The 23842-nt window shown below is 74.2% G+C and carries 24 protein-coding genes; 13 read left to right on the forward strand and 11 right to left on the reverse strand.

Annotated elements, in window-relative coordinates:
- Nucleotides 1-7: 7 nt before the first annotated feature.
- Nucleotides 8-1669: a metallophosphoesterase gene (locus ACIG47_RS12325; RefSeq protein WP_397431049.1), complete on the reverse strand. Its 1662-nt coding sequence runs from the start codon at nucleotides 1667-1669 to the stop codon at nucleotides 8-10.
- A 107-nt stretch (nucleotides 1670-1776) separates the two neighbouring features.
- Here ACIG47_RS12325 and ACIG47_RS12330 point away from each other — a divergent pair, with 107 nt between their 5' ends.
- A complete protein-coding gene (locus ACIG47_RS12330; protein WP_397431050.1) occupies nucleotides 1777-2250 on the forward strand; it encodes a hypothetical protein in 474 nt (157 codons plus the stop codon).
- Nucleotides 2251-2267: 17 nt separating this feature from the next.
- On the opposite strand, the gene ACIG47_RS12335 is transcribed toward ACIG47_RS12330, so the two are convergent.
- Nucleotides 2268-3071: a Ku protein gene (locus tag ACIG47_RS12335; protein WP_397411218.1), complete on the reverse strand. Its 804-nt coding sequence runs from the start codon at nucleotides 3069-3071 to the stop codon at nucleotides 2268-2270.
- 44 nt (nucleotides 3072-3115) lie between these two features.
- Nucleotides 3116-3370 carry a glutaredoxin family protein gene (locus ACIG47_RS12340; protein WP_397411758.1) on the reverse strand — a complete coding sequence of 85 codons (255 nt, stop codon included), beginning with the start codon at nucleotides 3368-3370 and terminating at the stop codon, nucleotides 3116-3118.
- Nucleotides 3371-3576: 206 nt separating this feature from the next.
- On the opposite strand from ACIG47_RS12340, the gene ACIG47_RS12345 reads away from it, so the two are divergent.
- Together ACIG47_RS12345 and ACIG47_RS12350 are read left to right on the forward strand one after the other, a co-directional pair.
- Complete coding sequence (locus ACIG47_RS12345) at nucleotides 3577-6123, forward strand: ATP-dependent DNA ligase (protein WP_397431051.1); 2547 nt, start codon at nucleotides 3577-3579, stop codon at nucleotides 6121-6123.
- 68 nt (nucleotides 6124-6191) lie between these two features.
- Nucleotides 6192-7115 carry an NADP-dependent oxidoreductase gene (locus tag ACIG47_RS12350; RefSeq protein WP_397431052.1) on the forward strand — a complete coding sequence of 308 codons (924 nt, stop codon included), beginning with the start codon at nucleotides 6192-6194 and terminating at the stop codon, nucleotides 7113-7115.
- Between the two features lie 26 nt (nucleotides 7116-7141).
- Here ACIG47_RS12350 and ACIG47_RS12355 read toward each other — a convergent pair whose 3' ends face one another.
- From ACIG47_RS12355 to ACIG47_RS12370, 4 genes are all read right to left on the reverse strand, one after another.
- On the reverse strand, nucleotides 7142-7555 hold the full coding sequence (locus tag ACIG47_RS12355) for a VOC family protein (RefSeq protein ID WP_397431053.1): 414 nt from the start codon (nucleotides 7553-7555) through the stop codon (nucleotides 7142-7144).
- 203 nt (nucleotides 7556-7758) lie between these two features.
- Entirely contained in the window at nucleotides 7759-8709 is a 951-nt protein-coding gene (locus ACIG47_RS12360) for a hypothetical protein (protein ID WP_397431054.1), read from the reverse strand.
- A 219-nt stretch (nucleotides 8710-8928) separates the two neighbouring features.
- The gene (locus tag ACIG47_RS12365; protein WP_397431055.1) at nucleotides 8929-9726 is read right to left on the reverse strand and encodes a siderophore-interacting protein; all 798 of its coding nucleotides are present in this window, start codon (nucleotides 9724-9726) and stop codon (nucleotides 8929-8931) included.
- 61 nt (nucleotides 9727-9787) lie between these two features.
- Entirely contained in the window at nucleotides 9788-11176 is a 1389-nt protein-coding gene (locus ACIG47_RS12370; protein ID WP_397431056.1) for a DHA2 family efflux MFS transporter permease subunit, read from the reverse strand.
- 86 nt (nucleotides 11177-11262) lie between these two features.
- Here ACIG47_RS12370 and ACIG47_RS12375 point away from each other — a divergent pair, with 86 nt between their 5' ends.
- From ACIG47_RS12375 to ACIG47_RS12410, 8 genes are all read left to right on the forward strand, one after another.
- A complete protein-coding gene (locus ACIG47_RS12375) occupies nucleotides 11263-11802 on the forward strand; it encodes a GNAT family N-acetyltransferase (protein WP_397431057.1) in 540 nt (179 codons plus the stop codon).
- 91 nt (nucleotides 11803-11893) lie between these two features.
- Nucleotides 11894-12529, forward strand: a complete 636-nt coding sequence (locus ACIG47_RS12380; protein WP_397411236.1) for a GNAT family N-acetyltransferase — start codon at nucleotides 11894-11896, stop codon at nucleotides 12527-12529.
- Nucleotides 12530-12576: 47 nt separating this feature from the next.
- On the forward strand, nucleotides 12577-13800 hold the full coding sequence (eis, locus tag ACIG47_RS12385) for an enhanced intracellular survival protein Eis (protein ID WP_397431058.1): 1224 nt from the start codon (nucleotides 12577-12579) through the stop codon (nucleotides 13798-13800).
- A gap of 35 nt (nucleotides 13801-13835) precedes the next feature.
- Nucleotides 13836-14054, forward strand: coding sequence for an SCO4848 family membrane protein (locus tag ACIG47_RS12390; RefSeq protein WP_397431059.1), 219 nt, complete (start codon nucleotides 13836-13838; stop codon nucleotides 14052-14054).
- 69 nt (nucleotides 14055-14123) lie between these two features.
- Nucleotides 14124-14684: a TetR/AcrR family transcriptional regulator gene (locus ACIG47_RS12395; RefSeq protein ID WP_397431060.1), complete on the forward strand. Its 561-nt coding sequence runs from the start codon at nucleotides 14124-14126 to the stop codon at nucleotides 14682-14684.
- A complete protein-coding gene (locus tag ACIG47_RS12400) occupies nucleotides 14681-15334 on the forward strand; it encodes a pyridoxal 5'-phosphate synthase (protein WP_397431061.1) in 654 nt (217 codons plus the stop codon). Before ACIG47_RS12395 ends, ACIG47_RS12400 begins: the two co-directional genes overlap by 4 nt.
- Nucleotides 15335-15372: 38 nt before the next feature.
- Nucleotides 15373-16038 carry a maleylpyruvate isomerase family mycothiol-dependent enzyme gene (locus tag ACIG47_RS12405; protein ID WP_397431062.1) on the forward strand — a complete coding sequence of 222 codons (666 nt, stop codon included), beginning with the start codon at nucleotides 15373-15375 and terminating at the stop codon, nucleotides 16036-16038.
- 94 nt (nucleotides 16039-16132) lie between these two features.
- On the forward strand, nucleotides 16133-16741 hold the full coding sequence (locus tag ACIG47_RS12410) for an NTP transferase domain-containing protein (RefSeq protein WP_397431063.1): 609 nt from the start codon (nucleotides 16133-16135) through the stop codon (nucleotides 16739-16741).
- An 18-nt stretch (nucleotides 16742-16759) separates the two neighbouring features.
- On the opposite strand, the gene ACIG47_RS12415 is transcribed toward ACIG47_RS12410, so the two are convergent.
- Complete coding sequence (locus ACIG47_RS12415; RefSeq protein WP_397431064.1) at nucleotides 16760-18112, reverse strand: MFS transporter; 1353 nt, start codon at nucleotides 18110-18112, stop codon at nucleotides 16760-16762.
- 105 nt (nucleotides 18113-18217) lie between these two features.
- Nucleotides 18218-19162: an SDR family oxidoreductase gene (locus ACIG47_RS12420; RefSeq protein WP_397431065.1), complete on the reverse strand. Its 945-nt coding sequence runs from the start codon at nucleotides 19160-19162 to the stop codon at nucleotides 18218-18220.
- A 231-nt stretch (nucleotides 19163-19393) separates the two neighbouring features.
- Here ACIG47_RS12420 and ACIG47_RS12425 point away from each other — a divergent pair, with 231 nt between their 5' ends.
- Both ACIG47_RS12425 and mqo read left to right on the forward strand, forming a co-directional pair.
- Nucleotides 19394-20233, forward strand: a complete 840-nt coding sequence (locus ACIG47_RS12425; protein WP_397411255.1) for a helix-turn-helix transcriptional regulator — start codon at nucleotides 19394-19396, stop codon at nucleotides 20231-20233.
- Nucleotides 20234-20348: 115 nt separating this feature from the next.
- Entirely contained in the window at nucleotides 20349-21842 is a 1494-nt protein-coding gene (gene mqo, locus ACIG47_RS12430; RefSeq protein WP_397431066.1) for a malate dehydrogenase (quinone), read from the forward strand.
- A 94-nt stretch (nucleotides 21843-21936) separates the two neighbouring features.
- Here mqo and ACIG47_RS12435 read toward each other — a convergent pair whose 3' ends face one another.
- Together ACIG47_RS12435 and ACIG47_RS12440 are read right to left on the reverse strand one after the other, a co-directional pair.
- Nucleotides 21937-23202 (reverse strand): MFS transporter, encoded by a 1266-nt coding sequence (locus tag ACIG47_RS12435; RefSeq protein WP_397431067.1) that lies wholly within the window; start codon nucleotides 23200-23202, stop codon nucleotides 21937-21939.
- 49 nt (nucleotides 23203-23251) lie between these two features.
- Nucleotides 23252-23827 (reverse strand): ArsR/SmtB family transcription factor, encoded by a 576-nt coding sequence (locus ACIG47_RS12440; protein ID WP_397431068.1) that lies wholly within the window; start codon nucleotides 23825-23827, stop codon nucleotides 23252-23254.
- Nucleotides 23828-23842: the final 15 nt, after the last annotated feature.

A 23842-nucleotide genomic window follows, 5' to 3' on the forward strand; every position in this document is an offset into this window, starting at 1 on the left:
CCCAAGCCTAGTTGCCCGACGGCGACGACGACGGGGCCGACCCGGCGCCCGGGAGGTCCCCGGGTGTGTCGTCGGGCACCTCGTCCGGCACCGGCGCGGCCGGCGGGATCGCCTGCCGCTCGCCCACGAACGCCTCGCCCTCGGTCGTGACCTCCACGAGCTGCCAGTCCACGAACTGCCGCCGCTCCGGGTCGAACCGCAGCACCGTCATCTCCGACGAGTCCCGCAGCGGCCCCACCGACGTGTTGCCCTTGGTGGCGCCGCCGGTGCTGGCGTTCACGTACCGCACGCCGTACCCGACCGCGTCCGGGCCGATCCGCGTGTGCATGTGCCCCGAGACCTGGAACGGCACGCACCCCGACTCCAGGGCCGCGTCCCCGACCGCGGGCTGGTGCACCATCAGCAGGTCGACCCGGTCCTCCCCGGTGTACCCGCCCAGGCCCGGCTCCCCCGCCGCCTCGCACGCGACGTCGCGCAGCCGCTCGCCCGCCTGCTCCGGCGTCTCCTCGCGCGCCATCACGGTGCCGCCGCCGATCCGCGTCTCCAGCGGGTCCCGGTCGCCCAGGATCCGCACGCCCTCCACCTCGACCACCTCGCCGTCGAGCACGATCTGGCGGTTGGCCAGCTCCGTGGCCGTGGTCAGACGCGAGTCGTGGTTGCCGTCCGCCACCACGAACGGGACGCCGTCCGGCACCGCCGACGCGAACGAGTCCACGCACACCGACTCCACGCTCGTGCCGTTGATCGTGGTGTCCCCGGCGTTCAGCATGACGTCGGGCGCCAGGCTGTCCGCGAGGTCCCGGATCAGCGGCGTCATGCCGGTGTTGCAGTGCAGGTCCGAGACCAGCAGGAACGTGACGTACTCGGGCGCGTCCGGGCTGCCCGACGGCGACGGGCCCGCCTCGGCGGCCTCCTGCTCGGCCACCCGCGCGTCCCACGCCTCCATCAGCCGCTCCCGCGCCCCCGCGTAGAACACCTCGTTGGCCTGGTAGGTCTCCACGAGCTGACCGCTGTAGGTGTCGATCACGCTCGCGAGGCGGCCCGTGATCCGCGCCCCCTCCAGGGCCGTCCCCTCGAACACCGCGGAGGCGGGCAGCGCGGCCCGCTCCTCGGGCCCGGCGCTCGCCGTGGCGGTCGCGGCCACGAGCACGACGACGGCCACCCCGCCGGTGATCTCCCAGGTGCGGCCCGCGAGGGTGCGGGCGAGCTCGCGACGCCGGACCGCGCCCAGCAGCGCGCGCACGCCGAAGGCTGCCGCGACGAGCACGAGCACGGCGACGCCCGTGCCGCGGACGGCGTCCCAGGCGAGCGCCCACGCCACGGTGCGGACCGTCTGCTGCGGGGTGTCGAAGAACTGGAGGTACCCGTCCAGGTCTCCGGCCAGGGCGTCGAAGCTGGCGGCGTCCACGGCCGAGAGGTCGGCGGGGATCTCGTGCACGGTGATCCGGACACCGAGGGTGAGCGGCAGCGGGGAGTCGGCGACGACGGTGCCGAGCGGCCCGAGGTCGGCGACGAGCCGGTCCTCCGCGGTGATCGCGTACGTGGCCTCGTGCGGTCCGAGGCTGAGGTCGGCCCTCGCCGTCGTGATCCCGTAGGTCAGGCAGGCGACGGCGGCGAGGACGCCGGCCAGGGTCCAGCGCAGCCAGCGGGGTGGGACGGAGCGAGTCATCGTCCCCCACCCTTTCACGGGACCGCCGCGCACACCTCCGTCAGGCCGAGCCGTGTCAAACCGCACGTCAGGCCGCACCGCCGGACGTGGGACGGCACCATGGGCCCGTGTTCGTGCTCAGGTCCCTCTGGCGGCCGACCGCGCCCGTGGAACGGGTCTGGTCGATGCTCGCCGACCCGCGGTTCACCTGGCCCGACTGGTGGCCGGGACTGACCACCGCCGCGACCGGTCCCGCCGTCGGGCCGGACGGGCTGGCCGCGCCCGGGGCGTGGGCGGTGCTGCAGGTGCGCAGCCCGCTGGGCTACGCCCTGCGGTTCCGGCTGGAGCTCACCGAGAGCGTGCCGCCGTCCGACGCCGGGCCGGGCCGTGCGCGGCTGGACGTCTCCGGGGACCTGGCGGGGCGGGCGGACGTGACGGTCGGCCCCGGTCGCCCCGGCACCGAGGTACGGCTGCTGTGGCAGGTCTCCCCCGGCCCGGCCTGGCTCCGGGCGGCGGCGCGGATCGCCCCGGCCCCGCTGACCTGGGCCCACGCCAGGGTGATGCGCCGCGGCGAGCAGGGCCTGTCGGCGCACCTGGGCTGAACCGTGCGTGCCGGGCGTCAGCCGGTCCTGCGCGACTTCTTCGCGTCCGCCACGCTGCGCTTGAGGGCCTCCATGAGGTCCACCACCTCGGCGCCCTCACCCTCCTCGGCCGCCTCGCCGAAGGTCTCCGCGGTGTCCAGGGTGTCTCCGGCCTCGAGCTTCGCGTCCACGAGCTTGCGCAGCTGCACCTGGTAGTCGTCCTCGTAGTCCTCGGGCGTGAAGTCCGCCTCGAAGCTGCTGACGAGCTGGGCCGACATCGACAGCTCCTTGTCGGTCACCTTGGCGGGCTCGTCCAGGGACGGGAACGCGGCCTCACGGACCTCGTCCGCCCACAGCAGCGTCTGGAGCACGAGCACCTCGTCGCGCACCCGCAGCGCCGCCAGCCGGGTGCGCTGCCGCAGCGCGAACTTCACCACGGCGGTGCGGTCCGTCTCCTCCAGCGTGCGACGCAGCAGCACGTACGCCTTCGTGGACTTGGAGTCGGGCTCCAGGTAGTAGGTCCGGTCGTACATGATCGGGTCGATCTGCTCGCTGGGCACGAACTCGACCACGGAGATCTCCCGGTCCCGCTCGGCGGGCAGGTCGGCCAGCTCCTTCTTGGTGAGCACCACCGTGCGCTCGCCGTCGTCGTAGGCGCGGTCGATGTGCTCGTACGGCACCACCTCGCCGTCGAGCTCGCAGACGCGCTTGTACCGGATGCGGCCGCCGTCGGCGTCGTGCACCTGGTGCAACGGGACGTCGTGGTCCTCGGTCGCGCTGTACAGCTTGACCGGAACGTTGACGAGACCGAAGGTCACGGCACCCTTCCAGATAGCCCTCATCCTTCTATGGTGCGCCCCAAGAGCACGACATGCCCAGGTTCCGGTCAGAGACCCGCGCGGTCCAGCTTCGCCGCGAGCTCAGCGTTGGTGGGCTCCACCAGGTGCTCACCGTCCGGGAAGACCAGCACCGGGATGGACTTGCGGCCGGTCAGCGCCTCCGCCTCGTCCGCCCGCTCGGGCTGCGCGACCAGGTCGACGTACACGTAGTCGACGCGGCGCACGTCCAGCACCGCCTTGCTGCGGCGGCAGTCGCGGCACCACTCGGCGCCGTACACCGTGAGCTGCTGCGGCGGGGCCACCGACGGGGCGGGCGCGACGGCCGTCCCGAACGGGCCGCCCACGAGGTCATCCGAATTCACTCGCCGGAGCCTAACGGACCTCCCGGGCACCCCACGACACCCGCCGCCGCGGCCCCGGGTACCGCCGCACCCCCGCGTGCGCCCCGCACCCGGTCCGACGAGCGCGAACGCGAGCGAGCGGACGCGACCGGCGGCACGATGGTGTGATGGCGCCCACGCAGCAGACGGTGCAGGTCGACGGACACCGCCTGCGCCTGAGCAACCTCGACAAGGTGCTGTACCCGGCGTCCGGCACCACCAAGGGCGAGGTGCTGCACTACCTGACCCAGGTGGCGCCCGTGCTGCTCCCGCACGTCGCGAACCGTCCCGTGACCCGCAAACGGTGGCCGGACGGCACCGGCGGGCAGATGTTCTTCCAGAAGAACCTCGACGCCTCCACCCCCGACTGGGTCAAGCGCCGGTCGATCCAGCACAAGACGTCGTCCAACGACTACGCCCTGGTCAACGACCTCGCGACGCTGACCTGGCTCGGCCAGACCGCGACCCTGGAGCTGCACACGCCGCAGTGGCAGTTCGGCCGCACCGGCGCCCGGCTCGACCCGGACCGCCTCGTGCTGGACCTCGACCCCGGGCCTGGCGCCGGGCTGCCCGAGTGCGCGCAGGTGGCCCGCTGGGCCCGCGAGATCCTCCAGGGCATGGGCCTGGAGCCCTACCCCGTCACCTCCGGCTCCAAGGGCATCCACCTCTACGCCGCCCTCGGCAAGGCCGCCGACACCCGCCTCGGGTCCGACGCCGTCTCCGCCGTGGCGCACGAGCTCGCCCGGTACCTGGAGGCGGAGCACCCCGACCTCGTGGTCAGCGACATGAGCAAGAAGCTGCGCGCGGGCAAGGTGCTGGTGGACTGGTCGCAGAACAACGGCAGCAAGACCACGATCGCCCCGTACTCCCTGCGCGGCCTCGACCAGCCCTGGGTCGCCGCCCCCCGCACCTGGGCCGAGCTCGACGACCCGGACCTCGCCCACCTCACCGCCGACCAGGTGGTGGAGCGCGTCGCGACCGACGGCGACCTGCTCGCCCCTCTCCTGGAAGGGCACCGCGCAGCCCTCGAACCGACACCCGAGCGGCTCGCCACCTTCGACAAGCTGGAGACCTACCGCGCCAAGCGCGACCCCGAGCGGACGCCCGAACCGTTCGGCCCCGCCTCCGGCACCGAGGACCCCGCCGGGGACGAGCCCACCTTCGTCATCCAGGAGCACCACGCCCGCCGCCTGCACTGGGACTTCCGCCTGGAGCACGACGGCGTGCTCGTGAGCTGGGCCCTGCCCCGTGGCGAGCCCACCGACCCGGCCAGGAACCACCTCGCCGTGCAGACCGAGGACCACCCCCTGGAGTACGGCTCCTTCGAGGGCAGCATCCCGGCCGGCGAGTACGGCGCCGGTGAGGTCACGATCTGGGACGCCGGCACCTACGACCTGGAGAAGTGGCGCGACGACGAGGTGATCGTCACGCTCCGCTCCGACCGGCGCGGCGCCCGCCGCCTGGCCCTCATCCGCACCGGCGGGCGCGACGGCGACGCCGAGAACAACTGGCTGATCCACCTCACCAAGGCCCAGCCGGGCGACGGACGCCAGGACCACGCGGCACACGCCGAGCCCACCTCCGCGTCCACGCGGCAGGCCGAGCCCGGACGTCGAGCCGAGCCCGGGCAGGCGGCCGACCCCGCGCAGCAGGCCGCCCCCGAGAAGGCGGCCCGCGCACGCGGCCCCTGGCGCGCGATGCTGGCCACCGCCGCCACCGACGGCGAGCTCCGCGAGCCCGACGAGTGGATGTTCGAGATGAAGTGGGACGGGTTCCGCACGCTCGCCCACGTCGAGGACCCGGCGACCGTGCGCCTCGTCAGCCGCTCCGGCCAGGACCTCACCGTCACGTTCCCCGAGCTCGCCGCCCTCGCCGCCCAGGTGGACCCCGACCGCCTCCCGGTCGTGCTCGACGGCGAGATCGTCGCCCTCGACCGCGCCGGCCGCCCCGACTTCCGCCGCCTCCAGCAGCGCGCCAACCTCCGCAAGGAGCACGACGTCGCCCGCGCCCGGGCCCGCGTCCAGGTGGACCTCATGCTCTTCGACGTGCTCCAGGCCGACGGCGCCGACGTCACCGGCCGCCCCTGGACCGAACGCCGCGAGCTGCTGGAGTCGCTCGTCACGCCCACGCCGCCCGTGCACCTGCCGCCCGTGTTCGAGGGCGACCTCGACGCCGCCCTGAAGACCTCGCGCACCCTGCGCCTGGAGGGCGTCGTCGCCAAACGACGGACCTCCACGTACACCGGGCGGCGCTCGCGGGAGTGGCTGAAGGTCAAGCACAGTGCCACCCAGGAGGTCGTGGTCGTCGGCTGGCGACCGGGGCGGGCCAACGCGGCGGTCATGGGCTCCCTGCTCATGGCGATACCGGACGACGACGGCCTGCGCTACGTGGGCCGGGTCGGCACCGGGTTCAGCGAGCGGGAGCGCCGCGAGATCACCGCACGGCTGGAGGGCATGGCGCGCAAGACACCCGCCGCGTCCGGCGTCCCCCGCGAGGACGCGTCGGACGCGCACTGGGTGACGCCGCGCCTGGTGGGCGAGGTGACGTACGCGGACTGGGCCGAGGGCGGCGACGGCGCCTCGGGCGAGCGGCGGATGCGGCACTCGGTGTGGCGCGGCTGGCGCCCGGACAAGTCGCCCGAGGACGTGCAGGTCGAGCACCCGGGCGAGGCGTGACGCTTGGCACACTTTTTGTGACCTCGTCCGCGCGCCGTGCCCGGCGGACCCGGCGTACCGTCGCTGACATGCGAGCGATCACCTACTCCGACTTCGGCGACGCGGACGTGCTGCGGCTCACCGAGCAGCCCGACCCCCACATCGGCCCCGACACCGTCGTGGTACGCGTCCGGGCCGCCTCGGTGAACCCGGTCGACTGGAAGATCCGCGAGGGCCGGCTCCAGGGCCTGATCGACACCCACTTCCCCGCGATCCCGGGCTGGGACGTGGCCGGCGTGGTCGAGCAGGTGGGCCTGGACACGCCCGAGCTCCAGGTGGGCGACGAGGTGTACGGCTACGTGCGCAAGGACACGGTCCAGGGCGGCACGTTCGCCGAGCTCGTGGCCGCGCCGGTGCGGACGCTGGCCCGCAAGCCGGCGTCGCTCAGCTTCGAGGAGGCGGCCGCGGTGCCGCTGGCCGGCCTGACCGCCTATCAGGCGATCGAGCGGTCCGCGGTCGGAGAGGGCCGGACCGTGCTGGTGCACGCCGCGGCCGGCGGCGTCGGCGCGTTCGCCGTGCAGATCGCGAAGGAGCGGGGCGCCCGCGTGATCGGCACCGCGAGCGAGCGCAACCACGAGTTCCTGCGCGGACTGGGCGCCGAACCCGTCACCTACGGCGACGGCCTGGCCGACAGCGTCCGCGCCCTGGCCCCCGGCGGCATCGACGCGATCCTCGACTTCGCGGGCGGCGGCGCCGTCGCCGCGTCCGTCGGCCTGCTGGCCGACGGCGGCACCGTCACCTCCGTCGCCGACCCGACGGCCCGCTCCGAGCACGGCGGGCAGTACGTGTGGGTGCGCCCGTCCACGACGGACCTCGACGCGCTCACCGCCCTGTTCGACGCCGGCCGGCTCTCGGTCGAGGTCGCCGAGGTCTTCGACCTGGCCGACGCCGCCGACGCGCACCGGGCCAGCGAGACGGGCCACACCCGCGGGAAGATCGTGGTCCGGGTCTGACGACCCGGGGTGCCGGCGCGGTTGCCTCAGGTGTCGGCGGGCTCGGCGGTCGCGATCTCGGCGGGCGAGCGCAGCACGCAGAACTCGTTGCCCTCCGGGTCGGCGAAGGTGACCCATCCCGAGCCGGGGCCGTAGATCCCGCGGTGGTCGGCGACGACGGTGGCACCGTGCGCCGCGATCCGCTCGATCTCGGTGTCCCGCAGGTCCGCGCGGGGGCGCAGGTCCAGGTGGAGCCGGTTCTTGGCCGACTTGCCCTCCGGCACCTCGACGAACAGGATGTCGACCCCCGCGCCCTCGGGGTCGGTGATCATGCACTCCTCGTGCCCCGGCAGGTTGGGATCACCGGGCACGTCCTGGTACCCGAGCACCGGCTTCCACCACTGGGCGAGCGAGTACGCGTCGAAGCAGTCGACCGTCACGTGCGAGACGAAGGAAACCATCCCCGGACCCTGCCACACGCCCCCACTCCGCCCAACCCCATTCCGCTCCCTCCGGCCGGAGCCGGAGCCGGAGCCGGAGCCGGATGGTCGGCAGAAGGTCAGGTGATCGGCAGCCCGGGGTGCCGATCACCTGACCTTCTGCCGACCATCCCTTCCGCGCACCGGCGGTGCCGACCATCCCGTCCGCGCATCAGGAGTGATGGTTACCTCCATCCGCGCGGCAGGGGTGGGGGCGGCAGGTCTCGGGGGTGCGGGGGCTCGTCGGGCGGGGGTGGGAGGTGGCGGCCGATCCTGGCGAGCGCAGTGGCCGGGCCGTCCGACGCGGTGACGCGAACCACGGTCCAGCGCTGGTCACGGAGATAGTCCTCGCGCCGCTTCTCGTCGAACAGCGTGCGTCCGGCGTCGTGCCGGGGGCCCAGCGCACCCTGCGTGTACTTCACCCGACCGTCGAACTCGGCCAGCAGCCGGAACTGCTCCCAGCCCAGGTCGGCGCGGAACTCACCGTGGGGTGTGGGCACGCGGAGCTGCGTCATCGGGCGCGGTAGCCCGGCGCGCAGGACGAGGTAGCGCAACCAGCTCTCCCACGCCGACTCCGCCCCCGCATCGGCCATCGCCAACACCAGGAGCGCACGACGGCGACCTCGCGGATCACGTCGGCCCACGACGGACTCCCGGGCAGCAGCCAGGTCCGCACCGAGAGCGCGCGCGTGGTCCGCGATCACCAGCGCGAGCAGCGGGTGGAGCGACAGACAGCAGTCCGCGACCGTCCGGGCCAGGCTTGTCACGGACGCCGCGCCCACCACGGTCCGTTCGTGCTCGCCCAGCGTCAGCCGGTGCCGGGCGATGTCCCGGGCCGACGCCGACGACGCCCGGTACGCCTGCACCACGTGCACATGCTCCGGCAGCTGCCAGAGCCTCAGGCCGTGCAGCAGCGCAGCCGACTCGTGGCTCACCACCGCACCGCGAAGCTGGGAGCTCACCGCGAGGACACGAGCCGTCGCCCGTTCGGTCGCGTCCCGGTACCGGTCGGCAGAAGCAGGCCGCTTGCCGCGGTAGGCGCCCCGGCGGATCTTCTCCATGCGCTCGTCCCGCAGCGCGCGACGCAACGCCTCTCGGTCGTGGTGCCGGGCGAGGATGATTCCCGTCTCGTTCATGCAGCGACGATCACCCACCCCGTCGCGCCACGCCCACCCGGATCACGCCCCCTGTGCACAACACAAGCCCGCGCCGCCCTGGGGTGGCAGCCCCGCACGGGGCGCCCTCTGGTCCGGCGGTGGCCTCAGGGTCAGGTGATCGGCACCCCGGGGTGCCGATCACCTGACCTTCTGCCGACCACGTCGCTCCGAGTCGCGCTCCGGCGCCCCCCGCCGGCATCACCCCGGGGACGAGCGTCCGTGCCGCCAGTAGCCCACGAAGTCCACGTGCGTCTTCGGCACCCCGCACTCCCCCACCAGGTACCGGCGTGTGCCCGTAGCCAGCGACGACTCACCGACGGCGAAGGCGTGCACCGCGCCGCCGGCCCCGGCGAGGTCAAGCTCGCGCAGCGCCGCGAGCGCCGCCTGGCCCGGCACCGCATCGGCGGCGTCCCGCACCACCCAGCGCAGCTCCACGCCGGCCGGAGCCCGGACCTCCTGCCGGTCCTCGGCGGTGGGTACCTCGACGACGGCGATCCCGCGGGCGTCACGCGGGAGGGACTCGCAGATGCCCGCCACGGCGGGCAGGCCGGACTCGTCGGCGACCAGGAGCGTCCAGTCGTGCGCGTGCCGCGGGTCGTAGCCGATTCCCTGGTCGAGCAGGCCCACGCGGGTGCCCCGTTCGGCCGCCTCGGCGAACCCGGCTCCCGGCCCGGACGGGTGGGCGTCGCCGGCGTGCTGGTCGCCGGCGCCGTGGAGCACGAAGTCGACGTCGATCTCGTTCAGGTCGGGCCGCGCGGCGCGGACGGTGTAGTTGCGGACCCAGGGGCGCCGCGCCTTCGGCGTCGTCAGGTACTCGGCGTACCAGAGGGCGGAGGAGCGGGTGGGCAGACGCAGCATGTCCTGGCCGGCGCGGGGCAGGAAGAGGCGGAACCACTGGTCGTACCCGGCCGGGGTGAACTGCGCCAGCCCGTCGCCGCCGAGCGTCACACGCATCATGCTGGGCGTGACGCGCTTGGTGTTGACGACCTCAGCCATGACGACATGCGGATCGACCGCTTTGCGTCCCTTGTATCCCATGCACTGAGGTTAGGCATACCTAAGTAGGTTTGACCAGGGTCTGGTCCGCATCGATCTCCCGCGGGTTCCGGATGCCGATCAGCGAGAGCAGGCCGCCGGCCACCAGCAGCGCCGCGGTCACGAGCAGGGCACGGTGGAACGAGGCCACGTCGAGCACGCCGCCGGTGATGATGCCCGCGAACGCGACCGTCACCAGCCCGGCCACCCGGGCGACCGCGTTGTTGACCGCCGAACCGATCCCGGCGTCGTGGGGCGGGACGGCGCCGAGGATGGCGGCCGTCAGCGGCGCCACCGTGATCGAGAGGCCGAGCCCGAACACGAGCTGGCCCGGCAGCACCTGCGTCGGGTAGAACGCCGTCTCGTCCATCGCGAGCATGAGGAGGAACCCGGCCGCGGCCACGACGGGCCCGACCGTCATGAACAGCCGCGGCCCGTACCGGCCGGACAGGGTGCCGAACCACGCGGACAGCGCGATCATCGCGAGCGTGGTCGGCAGCTGTGCCACCCCGGACCAGGTGGCCGAGTACCCGGCGACCTGCTGCAGGAACAGCGTCAGCACGAACCCGCCGAGCGAGAGGGCGCCGTAGATCGCCGTGGTGGCCAGGTTGCCCCACGCGAAGTTGCGCGCCCGGAACAGCCGCAGCGGCAGCATCGGGTCCGCCGCCCGCCGCTGGTGGACGACGAACGCCACCAGCAGCACGGCGCCCCCGAGCGCCGACACGAGGACGCCGGGCGAGGTCCACCCGAGCCGGTCGCCCTCGATGAGCCCGAACACCACGCCCGCGAGCCCGAGCGCGGCGAGCACGGCGCCCGGGACGTCCACCCGGCGGCCCGGTTCGCCCTCCGCGGCCGGGACCCCGCGCAGCAGCCAGAGGGTGAGCGCGATGACGGGCACGTTGATCCAGAACACCCAGCGCCACGACACGAAGTCGACCAGCATGCCGCCGACGAACGGGCCCACGATCATCGCCCCCGTCGTCCAGGACGTCCACCGCCCGATCGCGCGGGACTGCGCCTCGCCGGAGAACGTGGCGACGATCAGCGCCAGGGAGCTGGGCACCAGCAGGGCGCCCGCCACGCCCTGGAGCGCACGGGCGACCACGAGGACGGGCCCCGTCACCGCCACCGCGCACAGCACGGAGGCCACGGCGAAGCCCACCAGCCCGACCGCGAGCACCCGCCGCCGCCCGTAGACGTCCGACACCGAGCCCGCCACGAGCATCAGCGCGCCCAGGGTCACCAGGTACGCGTCCACGACCCACTGCTGCAGGGCCAGGCCCTCGGCGCCCGGGCCGCCGAGCTCCCGTGCGATGGCGGGCAGCGCGACGCTCACGACCGTGCCGTCGAGGAAGGACACGAACGAGCCGAGGATCGCGACGAGGAGCACTCGCCGCTGGAGCGTGGTCACGAGACACACGCTATGCCCCGCCACCGACACCCGCGCCGCCTCGGGGCCGGCACCGCCCGGACCCGGCGATGCGGCACCATCGGACCATGGACCTGATGATCCGCCCCGCGACGGCCGACGACGCGGCCGCCTGCGCCGACATCTACGGCTTCTACGTGCGCCACACCCACGTCAGCTTCGAGACCGAGCCGCCCGGCACCGCCGAGATGGCCCGGCGCATCGCCGGCTACTCGGCCGGCCACGCCTGGCTCGTCGCCGAGGACCGGGCCACGGGCGACGTCGTCGGCTTCGCCTACGGCAGCCCGTACTCCGCGCGCGAGGCCTACCGCTGGGCCGTCGAGACCAGCGTGTACCTGGAGGTGGGCCGACGCCGGACCGGCGCCGGCCGGGCGCTCTACGAGGCGCTCTTCGAGCGGCTGGCCGAACGCGGCTACCGGCGCCTCGTGGCGGGCCTGGCCCTGCCGAACGACGCCAGCCTGGGCCTGCACATGGCGCTCGGCTTCGAGGTGGTCGGCACGCTGCGCCGCATCGGGTGGAAGCACGGCCGGTGGCGCGACGTCATGCGCCTCCAGAAGGACCTCGTGCCCGAGCTCGGCGGGGCGCCGCCCGCCGGCGAGCCCGGCTGACCCGCCCGCCCGGCATCTACCCGCTGCACCCACCGCCGTCAATTCGGCGCTGCGATCATCGCCCTGCACCGCTGCGGTGCAGGATCCGTGCATGGACCGCATCGTCCGCGTCGCGACACCAGACGACGCCGCAGCCTGCGCCGGGATCTACGCCCCCTTCGTCGCCGACTCGGCGGCGACCTTCGAGACCACCCCGCCGGACGCTCGCGAGATGACGCGCCGCATCGAGCGGTTCTTCGGCCGGGAGACCTGGCTGGTGCTGGAGACCGAGGGGGTCGTGGCGGGCTTCGCCTACGCCAAGCCGTTCGCCGACCGGCCCACGTTCCGCTGGACGCTGGAGACCAACGTCTACGTGGCCACGGACCACCAGCGCCGCGGCGCCGGCCGCGCGCTGTACGACGCGCTGCTGGAGCGGCTCGCCCGGCGCGGCTACCACCGCGTGGTGGCCAGCATCGTGCTGCCGAACGACCCCGCCGTCGCCCTGCACGAGGCCGCCGGGTTCCAGCGGGCCGGCTCGTTCGAGCGCATCGGCTGGAAGCACGGCCAGTGGCACGACGCCGTCATGTTCCAGCGCGACCTCGTGCGCGACGACGGCATCACGCCGGGCAACCGCACCGCCGACGCCGAGCTGCCGAGCCTGCTCACGCCCGAGCCGCTGGAGGTCACGCGCACGCCGCTGGTGCGCCCGCACCCCGCCGAGGACCTGGTGGCGTACTTCGGCGACTGAGCTTTTGGGCTCGCAGGCGGCCCCGCCCGTTCCCTAGGGTCGCTCCCATGAGCATCACCGTGCGCCCCGTCGGGTACGACGACCAGCCCGCCTACACCCGCCTCGGCGGCGAGGCGTTCGGCGCGCCCGACGGCGGACGCGCCGTCCCCACGCGCGAGGAGTGGACGGCCGCCGGCTTCCGGGAGTGGGGCGCCTTCGACGGCGACGACCTGGCCGCCCGCCTGCGTGTGTACGGGTTCACGTCGTGGTTCCACGGCGCGCAGGTGCCGACGGCGGGCGTCGCCGGGGTCGCCGTCGAGCCCGAGCGGCGCGGCTCGGGGCATCTCGCGCGGCTCTTCGCGGCCGCCCTGGCCGAGGCCCGCGAGAGCGGCGAGACCATCTCGACGCTCTACCCGACCGCGCCCGGCATCTACCGGGGGCTCGGGTACGAGGTGGTCGGCTCGTTCGACGACGTCGACGTGCCGCTGCCGAGCCTGGGCCGGGTAGCCGCGCCCGACGGCGTGGTCACCCGCAGGGCCGGCGTGGCCGACTTCGATGCCGTCGTCGCCGTCCACCGCACCTGGGCCGCCCGGCAGAACGGGCCCGTCTCCCGGGCCGAGAAGCCGTTCTGGACCCCGCCCGAGAAGTTCTTCGCCGACTACACGGGCGTCACGCTCGCGATCGACGAGCGGGGCGCCACGGGGCCGGCGGGCGAGGTGGTCGGCTTCGCGAGCTGGATCCGCGGCGAGGGGTACACGCCCGCCACGGCGGTCATGGAGATCGACGACCTCATCGCCCTCACGCCGGACGCCGCCCGCGCCCTGTGGCGCACGGTCGGCAGCTTCTCGACGGTGGTCGGCACGGCCCGCGTGTCGACGTCGGGGCTGGACCCCGCCTGGCTCGTGCTCCCCGACCTGACGACGACCGTGCACTCCGCGCACCCGTACATGCTGCGGGTCCTGGACGTCGCCGGAGCGCTGCGCGGCATCGAGTCCCCGCTGGAGGGCGTGCGCGTCCCGTTCGCCGTCCGGGGCCCGGCCGACCTCACGGGCGCCTGGACGCTCACCGTGTCCGACGGCGTCACGCACGTCGAGCAGGACGACGTCGCCGTCGGGGACGCGCACCACGAGCGGCCCGTGCTCACCGCGAACGGGCTGGCGCTGCTGTACGCGGGCGTGCAGTCGGCAGCGAACCTGCGGTTCGGGGGCCACCTGACCGGCCCGGACACCCACGACGCGCCCCTGACGGCCCTCTTCGCGGGCCGTCAGCTCCACGTCCGCGACTACTTCTGATCCTCCCCACGTCCCCGGCGGCGGATAATCGGCGGGTGGAGATTCCTGCCGGCTGGTCCGTCGTCCTCATCGTCACCGCGCTCTGGAACCTGGTCATCTGGCCGCGGTTCTGGCAGCGCATCGCCGCGGACCCGCGGTCGCGCGACGCCGAGGGCCGGGCCACGCGGTTCCGTACCGTGCACGCCGTCCTGATCACGGTCTCGCTCGCCCTCGCCCTGGCGGTCGGCGTCCTGGGCGTCCTCACCCTGCTCTGACGACGGCGCCCGCCGACGTCCGGGCACCGCCCGCTTGTCACCATACCTGGAGGTAGGTATGGTGCCGCCATGACCACGGCCACCGCTCGCGACCGGCTCGTCGACGCCGCGCAGGACCTCTTCGCCACCCAGGGTGTGGGCGCCACGAGCCCGCGCGCCGTGCTGGGCGCGGCGGGCGTCGGCCAGGGCAGCCTCTACCACCACTTCCCCACCAAGCACGACCTCGCGGTGGCCGCCGTCGGCGCCACGGTGGACGACGCGCTCGCCCGCGCGATGCGGACCCTGCGCAGCGACTCCCCCGCCGTCCAGCGCGTGATCGCCTACCTCGAACGGCCACGGGACGCCCTGGCGGGCTGCAGGATCGGCCGCCACACGTCCGACCAGGCCGTGATGGACGACGAGGGCCTGCGCGACGTGCTCACCGCCTACTTCGTGCGGCTGCTCCGCGAGCTGACCGCGATCTTCCGCGAGACGGGCCTGCCCGACGACGTCGCGCGCGACCGTGCGCACGCCGCCCTCGCGATCATCCAGGGCGGTTACGTCCTGGCCCGCGCCACGCAGGATCCCGACGCGCTCACCGCTGCGGTGCGCGGCTTCGTCGGCCTGCTGACCGAGAAGGAGAGCATGTGACCCTCCGCGAGCGCCTCCGTGCGCTGCCCGCGTTCGCCCGGCCGGGCCTGCCGGTGTTCGACCCGGACGCCGGGCCCGCCACGCCCCACGAGCTGTTCGAGACCTGGCTCGACGAGGCGATCGACGCGGGCCTGCTGGCCCCGCACGCCGCGACCCTCTCGACCGCCGACGCCGCGGGGCGAGTCCACGCCCGCACGCTGGTGCTCAAGGACGTGACGGCGCAGGGGTGGTGGTTCGCGTCCCAGTCCTCGGGGCCCAAGGGGCAGGACCTGGCGGCCAACCCGCACGCCGCGCTGACGTTCTTCTGGCCCGAGCTGGGCCGGCAGGTCAAGGTGACGGGCAGTGCGGCGTCGGCCGGGGCCGAGGTGAGCCGTGCCGACTTCCTGGCACGCCCGGACGCCTCGCGCGCCGCGGGCCTGGTGAACCGGCAGAGCGAGCCGCTGGGGTCACGGGACGAGTACGTGGCGGCCTTCACGGACGCCCTGCGCGCCGTCACCGCGGACCCGGGGCTGGCCGCGCCGGACTGGACGGCCTACGTGCTGACGCCGGTGAGCGTCGAGTTCTGGCAGGCGCCCGACGACGGGCCGCACACCCGCCTGCTCTACCGGGCCGACGCCGGCGGCTGGTCCGCCGGTCTGCTGTGGCCGTGATCCCGACCCACCCCGCCCCCGACGAAGGGACATCCCCCGTGAGCACCACCGCCGACCTCGTCCCGCACGCCCTGAGGGACTCGGCTGCCGGCCTGGACGCGCTCGTGTCCGCCGTCGGGCACCTGACCGCCGAGGACCTGGCGGGGCCGTCGACCCTGGAGGGCTGGACCCGCGGGCACGTGCTGTCCCATGTCGCGGGCGTGGGTGCCGCGCTGCTGGGGCAGGCCCGGGCCGCCGAGCGCGGCGAGGTGGTCCCGGTCTACGCGAGCCGCGCGGCGCGGGACGCGGCGATCGAGGCCGGGTCCGGCCGCACGCTCGACGAGCACCTGGAGGTGCTGTCGCGCCTGCGCGACGACCTGTCGCGCACCTGGCCGGCGCCCGCGTCGCCGTTGTGGGACGCCCCGAGCGGCTACCGCGACGGACCCCTGTCGGGCTGTGTCCTGGCCTGGTGGCGGGAGGTGCGCATCCACGCCGTCGACGCGACGTCCGGCACGGCGGAGCCGATCGGGTACGGCACGTGGGACGACACGCTGTGCGGCCACCTGCGCGCGTTCCTGGCCGTGCGCCTGCCGGACGGTGTCGTGGTGGACGACATCGCGGGCGACCCGCGGGACGTCACGGTGTGGCTGGCCGGGCGCGTGCCCGCGACGCCGCTGCCGGGCGAGCTGCCCGAGCTCGGGCCGTGGCCCACGTCGAGCCGCTGACGCCGTACGGTCCGCAGGCCCCTGGACACGGACCGCCGTGTCCAGGGCCTGCCGGTCCGAGGCTGTGCGGGGCCGGGCCGGTTAGGTTCCTCGCATGAGAGGCACAGCACCGCACGCCCCCGGCCCGGCGGGGCCGCCCGACGTCGTCGGGATCGTGCTCGCCGCCGGGGCCGGCACCCGGTTCGGGATGCCCAAGGCCCTGGTCCGCGACGACGACGGCACCCCGTGGCTGGAGCTCGCCTGCCGCGCGCTGCGCGAGGGCGGCTGCTCGGACGTCGTCGTGGTGCTCGGGGCGCGGGCCGACAAGGCCCGGGTGCTGGTGCCGGCCGACGCGCGCCCGGTGGTCGCGGCCGGCTGGTCGGGCGGTGTCGCGGCGTCCCTGCGCGCCGGCCTGGCGGAGGCCGGGCGCACCGGCGCGGTGGCCGCCGCCGTCACGCTCGTGGACCTGCCGGGCCTGCGGCCCGACGCGGTGCGCCGGGTGCTGGGGACGCTCACCGAGCAGGCCGCCCGCGGCACGCTGGCCCGAGCCACGTATGCCGGCGATCCCGGGCACCCCGTGCTCGTCGGCCGCGCCCACTGGGGGCCGCTGGCCGACGCGGTGCACGGGGACACCGGCGCCGGACCGTACCTGCGCGAGCACGGGGTGCGGGCCGTCGACTGCACGGACCTGGGCGGCGGGACCGACGTCGACCACCGGCCGTGACCGGCCCCGGCCGGGGGGTCAGGACGCCTGCCGCACCCCCGGCACGACCCGCTCGCCCTCTCCCCCGGCGAGGTCGCTGAGCACCTCGGCCGACGCCAGCTCGTCGCGGGCCGCGAGGCGGTCGAAGCCGCGCACCGCGGGGTAGACGTACGGGCCCAGGGTGCCGATGAGCACGGCGCCGGCCACCAGGACGCCCATCAGCACCGGGATGACCGGGTCGTAGGAGCCGAGCTCGTCGTACCCGAGCCCGAGGAGCAGCGGGCCGAAGGCGCTGCCCAGGATGAACACGGCCTGGACCGGGCCCACGATCTGGCCGAAGCTGCGCATGCCGAGGTACCGCGTGATGAGCAGGGCGAGCAGGTCGCCCTCGATGCCGAACGCGATGCCGATGAACGCGACCGCCACGGCCGCCGTGGGGAACGGCGGGTACAGGAAGAGCATGCCGACGATGGGGGCGAGCATCACGACCGGGCCGACGATCGCGCCGTGCACGCGGTCGATGACGATGCCGCCCAGGACGCGCCCCACGAGCGAGGCCAGGCCGAAGACGACCAGGAGCTGGGCCGCCTGGTCGGCGCTCAGGCCGCGGTCGGTCATCATCGGCACGAGGTGCACCTGCAGCCCCACCACGACCACGCCGACCATGCCCAGACCGAGCGCGATGCCCCAGAACTGCCGGGTGCGCAGCGCCTCGGCGAACGTGCGGCCGGGCAGCTCGAGGCGCACGTCGCGGTCGCCGGCCTGGGTCTCGGCGACCAGGCGTCCGCGCACGTGCCGTTCGGCACGGCCCCGCACGAACAGGGTGATCATCGTGACGGACACCAGGGCCGCGACGAGCCCCATGGCGGCGTAGGCCTGCCGCCAGCCGACGCTGTCGATGAGCGCCCCGGCGAGCACGGGACCGAGCGCGGCCCCCAGGCCGATGATGCCGGTCACGACGCCGACGGCGAGCGCCCGGTTGTTGTCGAACCAGCCCACGACCACGCGCGTGGCCGGGACCGCCGTGCCGGCGCCGAAGAACCCGACGAGGAAGCACGGCACGAAGTAGACGGCCTCGACGGGCGGCGTCAGGCCGATCGTGGCCATCGAGGCCGCGAAGAGCACGAACGACGGCACCAGGATGTACCGCGCGGCGTACCGGTCCACGAGCCGGCTGACCACGATCAGCCCGATCACCATGCCGACCGCGGCCACGGAGTACGCGCCGGTCACCGTCGTGCGGCTGAATCCGGTGTCCTCGACGATCGGCAGCACGAACACGCCGGTGGTGGCCAGGTAGAGCTGCGGGCCGACGGCGTTCGCGGTGCCCGCGCCGACCACCACCCACCACGGGCTCCGGGGGCGGGCGGCCGGACGGGGGACGGAACTCATGGGCTGCTCCTGGGGGCTCGACGTGCTCGGGTCGGGTACTCGGGGGCGGGATGGGCGCTGCTCGGGTGGGTGCTGCTCGGGTGGGTGCTGCTCGGCGCGAGCCGGTCAGGCGGCCGGGAGGGCCACCTTGGTCAGCTCCTCGGAGACGCGCCACACCCGGGCCGCCTCGGTGAGGCTGCGCAGCGGGCGGTGCATCCGCTGCTCGGCGGGCGGGCCGCCCAGGGTGCCGGGGCCGCTGGGCCCGTACAGGGCGCCGGGCCGGGCGGCCGGGTCGGTGGCGGCCATGAGCGCGGGCAGGCCCGCGGTCTCCGCGGTGCCCAGGAGGATCCCGTGCTCGGAGAGCCAGCGGATCCGCCGGATGTGGGGCGTGTCCTGGCCGCGGCCGAGCTCCGGCCGCGCGGCCAGCAGGCTGGTGGGCGCCACGCCGGGGTGCGACAGGTTGCTGGTGATGCCCCAGCCGTGGGCCTCGCTGCGTCGCTGGAGCTCCAGACCGAACAGGCCGAGGGCGATCTTGGACTGCCGGTAGGCCCGCATGACGTCGTACGACCGCTCCCAGTTCAGGTCGTCCCAGTGCATGGAGCCGCTGGCCGAGGCGACGCTGACCTGCGACGTCACCCGGGCACCGCCGTCCCGCAGCAGGGGCATGAGCTGGGCGACGAGCGCGACGTGCCCCAGGTGGTTGGTGCCGAGCTGCAGCTCGAACCCGTCGGCGGTCGTCAGGCGCCGGGGCGGCCGCATCACGCCGGCGTTGTTGACGAGGAGATGGATCGGGTCGCCCTCCCCGCGGAGAGTCTCGCCCAGGGCCGCGACGCTCTCCAGCGAGGACAGGTCGAGGCTGCGCAGCGAGACCCGTGCGCCCGGCGCGACCCGCCGGATCCGCGTCATGGCGGCCTCGCCCTTGGCGGGGTTGCGGACGGGCATGACCACCTCGGCGCCCGCGGCGGCGAGCCGTGCGGCGATGCCCAGGCCCATGCCGTCGCTGGCGCCGGTGACCACGGCGCGCCTGCCGGTCAGGTCCGGGACGGTGATGTCGATCGGTGTGCGTGGCATTGTTCTGCTCCCTGCCGTGACGGCTGTCGTGGTGCTCGCGGCCCGCTCGGGCCACGGCACCGATCCTCGGCGGGGCGCCAGGACCTATCCAGGACCTGGCGATCACAGGCTCGCCGGGCCACCGCTCACGCCGTACGGCCACCGCTCACGCCGTATGGGGGGATCGGCGGGCCGTGGCTGGACCGCCGGGCACGGGGTAGAAACGAGGCAGGACTCGACGAGAGGGACACCGTGATCGATCGCACCGGGCTGGCGGAGTTCCTCCGCCGACGCCGTGAGCAGCTCCAGCCCGAGGACGTGGGCATGCCGCGAGGCCGCCGTCGGCGGACGAACGGGCTGCGCCGCGAGGAGGTCGCCGTGCTGTGCAACATGTCGACCGACTACTACTCCCGGCTCGAGCGGGAGCGCGGCCCGCAGCCGTCCGAGCAGATGATCGCGTCCATCGCGCAGGGACTGCACCTGTCGCTCGACGAGCGTGACCACCTGTTCCGGCTGGCCGGCCACAACCCGCCGCCGCGCGGCAGCACCAGCGCGCACATCAGCCCGGGCCTGCTGCGCATCCTGGACCGGCTCGACGACACGCCCGCCGAGATCGTCACCGAGCTGGGCGAGACCTTGCGCCAGACGCCGATGGGCGTGGCGCTGACCGGGTGCACCACCGAGTTCACCGGTCCGGCCCGCAGTGCCGGGTACCGCTGGTTCACCGACCCCGGGGCGCGCGACCTCTACGCACCGGACGAGCACGCCTTCCTGACCCGGATGTACGCCTCGGGGCTGCGCGAGCTGGTGACCATGCGGGGTCCGCAGTCGCGCGCCGCGGAGCTCGCCGCCCTGCTGCTGAAGCAGAGCGAGGAGTTCCGCGAGGTGTGGGAGGCGCACGAGATCGGGGTGCGCCCGCACGAGGTCAAGCACTTCGTGCACCCCGAGGTGGGGGCGCTCGAGCTGAACTGCCAGCGGCTGGTCGACCCGGGCCAGGTGCACTCCCTGATGGTGTACACCGCCGTACCGGGCAGCGAGAGCCACGAGAAGCTCCAGCTCCTGTCGGTCCTGGCCCCGCAGCCGGTGCGCTGAGACCGCCGGGCGGCCGCGCCGGACGGCCGCCGAGTGAGAGACGTCACGGCGCGTATCACGTGATTCATGCCACAGCGCTCGTTCCGCTTTTCACAAGCCCGCTATCGTTCTTGCCGTGACTTCATACCTCCAGACAGCCCCGCGTCCTTCCGAAGAGGTCGACGTCGCGCTGATCGGCGGAGGGATCATGAGCGCCACCCTCGGCGCGCTGCTCACGATCCTGGAGCCGACCTGGCGTATCGGGATCTACGAGCGCCTCGACGAGGTCGCGCTCGAGTCGTCGAACCCGTGGAACAACGCGGGCACCGGCCACTCCGCGCTCTGCGAGCTGAACTACACGCCGGAGCGCAAGGACGGCTCCGTGGACATCTCCAAGGCGGTGAAGATCAACGAGCAGTTCCACACCTCCCGCGAGTTCTGGAACCACCTGCTCACCGCCGGCCTGATGGAGGGCACCGACTTCATCAACGTCACCCCGCACATGACGTTCGTGCGCGGCGCCGAGAACGTCGACTTCCTGCGCCGCCGCTACGACGCGCTCAGTGCCCACCCGCTGTTCAGCGACATGGAGTTCAGCACCGACCCCGCCGTCATCGGCACGTGGGCCCCGCTGATGACCCTCGAGCGCGACGCCGACGAGCCGATCGCCGCCACCCGTGCCGCCGCGGGCACCGACGTCGACTTCGGCTCCCTGACCCGCAAGCTGATCGGCTTCGCCACCGCCCACAACACCGAGCTGCACCTGAACCACGAGGTGCGCGGCCTCAAGAAGCTCCGGGACGGCCGCTGGCGCCTGACCCTGAACGACCGCACCTGGAACGCCGGCACCCGGCGCCGCACCGTCACCGCGAAGTTCGTCTTCGTCGGTGCCGGCGGCGGCGCGCTGCCGCTGCTGCAGGCCTCGGGCATCAAGGAGGCCCGCGGGTACGGCGGCTTCCCGATCTCCGGCGAGTTCCTGCGCACCGCGAACCCCGAGCTCGTGGCCCAGCACAACGCGAAGGTCTACGGCAAGGCCGACGTCGGCGCCCCGCCGATGTCCGTGCCCCACCTGGACACCCGCATCGTGGACGGCAAGGGCTACCTCATGTTCGGCCCGTACGCCGGGTTCAGCCCCAAGTACCTCAAGAAGGGCAAGTACCTGGGCCTGATCACGTCGCTGCGCCTGCACAACGTGTTCTCGATGCTGGGCGCCGGCGTGAAGAACCTCGACCTCACCGGCTACCTCATCGGCCAGGTCGCGGCCGCGCCGGAGACCAAGTTCCACGAGCTGCAGCGGTTCATGCCGACGGCGCAGCCGGCCGACTGGGAGAAGATCACCGCCGGCCAGCGCGTCCAGGTCATCAAGTGGGTCAAGGGCAAGGGCGGCGTGCTGGAGTTCGGCACCGAGGTCGTGGCCTCCGCCGACGGCACCATCGCCGGCCTGCTCGGCGCCTCGCCGGGCGCCTCGACCGCCGTCTCCGCCATGACCGGCCTGCTGGAGCGCTGCTTCCCCGAGAACTACGCGACGTGGAAGCCGCAGCTCACCTCGATGATGCCGAGCCTCGGCGGCGGCGCGGACTACGACACCGCGCAGCTCACCGCGGCGGAGAAGGTCACCGCGGGCGCCTGACCGCCTCCCGGCCCGCACGAACGCGGGGGTAGTTGCGCTCTCCGGACCGGAGAGCGCAACTACCCCCGCGTTCGTCGTCGGACGCCGTGGGGCGTCAGCCGCCCAGGGGGCCTTCCGGGAGAGCGCGCAGCCTGGCCAGCGGCGAGACCAGCACGCTCCACGTGGCGAGGCAGTGCACCGCCGCCATGAGCAGGATGGTCTCGCGGACGCCGAGCACCCCGCCCAGCCACCCCGCGACCACGCCCGCCACCGGCATGGTGCCGAAGTTCACCACCTGCATCACCGTCATCACGCGCCCCCGCAGGCCGGCGGGCACGTAGCGCAGGCGCCACGCGTTGCGGATCACGTTGCCCGACACCACGCACAGGCCGACCAGGAACCCGCCGGCCCCGCTGATCGCCGCGCCCCAGCCCGGCAGGCCGGCACCCACCAGCAGGGCCGCCGGGCCGGAGAGCACGAGCAGGACGGTGGAGGCCCGCCCGCTGCCGAGGCGCGTGCTCAGGAACGGCGCGACGACGGCGCCGAGCACGCCACCGGCCCCGGCCGCCGCGAGCACCGCGCCGACCCCGGCCTCCGTGAGCCCGAGGTCGCGCACCAGGAACAGGACCAGGAGCGCCCCGTACCCGGTCAGCCCGAAGTTCGACGCCCCGCCCATGCCCACGAGCCACGGGATGTAGCGGTCGCGGCGGACCAGGTCCACGCCCTCCCGGATCCGCGCCGCGAGCGACCCGGCCGGACCGGGCTCCGCGGCGGCCGGGCGCGCCACCCGGATGCGCCACAGGCACACCGCCGACCAGAGGAACGTGGCGGCGTCGAGCGCGAGCCCGACCGCCGCCGTCAGCCACTGGGCCAGCAGACCACCGAGGCCGGGGCCGGTCACGTTCGCCGCGGACTCGGTGCCGAAGAGCCGTGCGTTCGCCGCCTCGAGCTGGCCGGCGGGCACCACCTCGGGCAGGAACACCTGGTAGGCGGTGCGGAAGAACACGGTGCAGACGCCGCCCACCAGGGCCACCACGGCGACCTGGACCAGGGTGAGGGCACCGAGCGCGAACGCCACCGGCACGCTCCCGAGCGAGACCGCGGCGGCCAGGTTGGCGGCGATCATCACCGCCCGGGCGGGGAGCCGGTCGACCCACGCGCCGACCGGCAGCCCGATGACGAGCCAGGGCAGCCAGGCCGCGGCGGTGATCAGGCCCATCCAGGCGGGTCCGGCGTCGAGCTGCGTCACCGCGAGCAGCGGCAGGAGCGCCGAGGTCGTCGCGTTGCCGACCACGCTGACGCCCTCGCCCAGCCACAGGAGGCCGAAGGCCCGGTTGCGCGCGAGGGGCAGGACCGCCCGCGAGGGCGCGATCGTCGTCATGCGGCCAGACTATATCTACAAGACTTCTTGTACAACAGTCCTTGTCGAACTAGGGACGGGACGGGAACGCCCGCGCGAAGAGGAACACGTGCTCAGCCCTCCCCTCGGCCTGCCCCGTGCTTCCCCGCTCCTTCCACCGCCGCACGAGGTCGTTGACCTCGTCGGTCAGCTCCTGCAGCTCGTCCGGGGTGAGGCGCAGCCAGCTGTCCGTGGAGAGCTCGGCCCTGGTCCACTCGTCGTCCTGCTCGGGGCGTTCCAGCCAGGCGCGCGCCCGCTCGACCTGCCGCGCCAGCATGAACTCCTCGGCGGCCACGGCCTGCCGCTGGCTCTCCGCGTCGGGCGGCAGCGTGGACCGGCCCCAGGTGATGGACCGCGCCGCCCGGCGCCACCAGCGTTCACGCCGGTCGCGGGCCAGGTCCGGGGCCTCCTCGACGAGCCCGGCGGACGCCAGCACCTTCATGTGGTGGCTGATGCTCCCGACGGCGAGCCCCGTCCGCTCGGCCAGCACCGACGCGGTGGCCGGCCCCTCGGCCGTCAGCGAGTCGAGGAGGCGGGAGCGAGCCGGGTTGGCCAGGGCCGCGACAGCCCTGGCCTCGGTGAGCGTGCGGACGTCGTGGGTAGGCATGGAGGCAGGGTAGGA

The sequence above is a fragment of the Promicromonospora sp. NPDC052451 genome, assembly GCF_044547525.1.
In the GTDB taxonomy this organism is placed as follows: Bacteria; Actinomycetota; Actinomycetes; order Actinomycetales; family Cellulomonadaceae; genus Promicromonospora.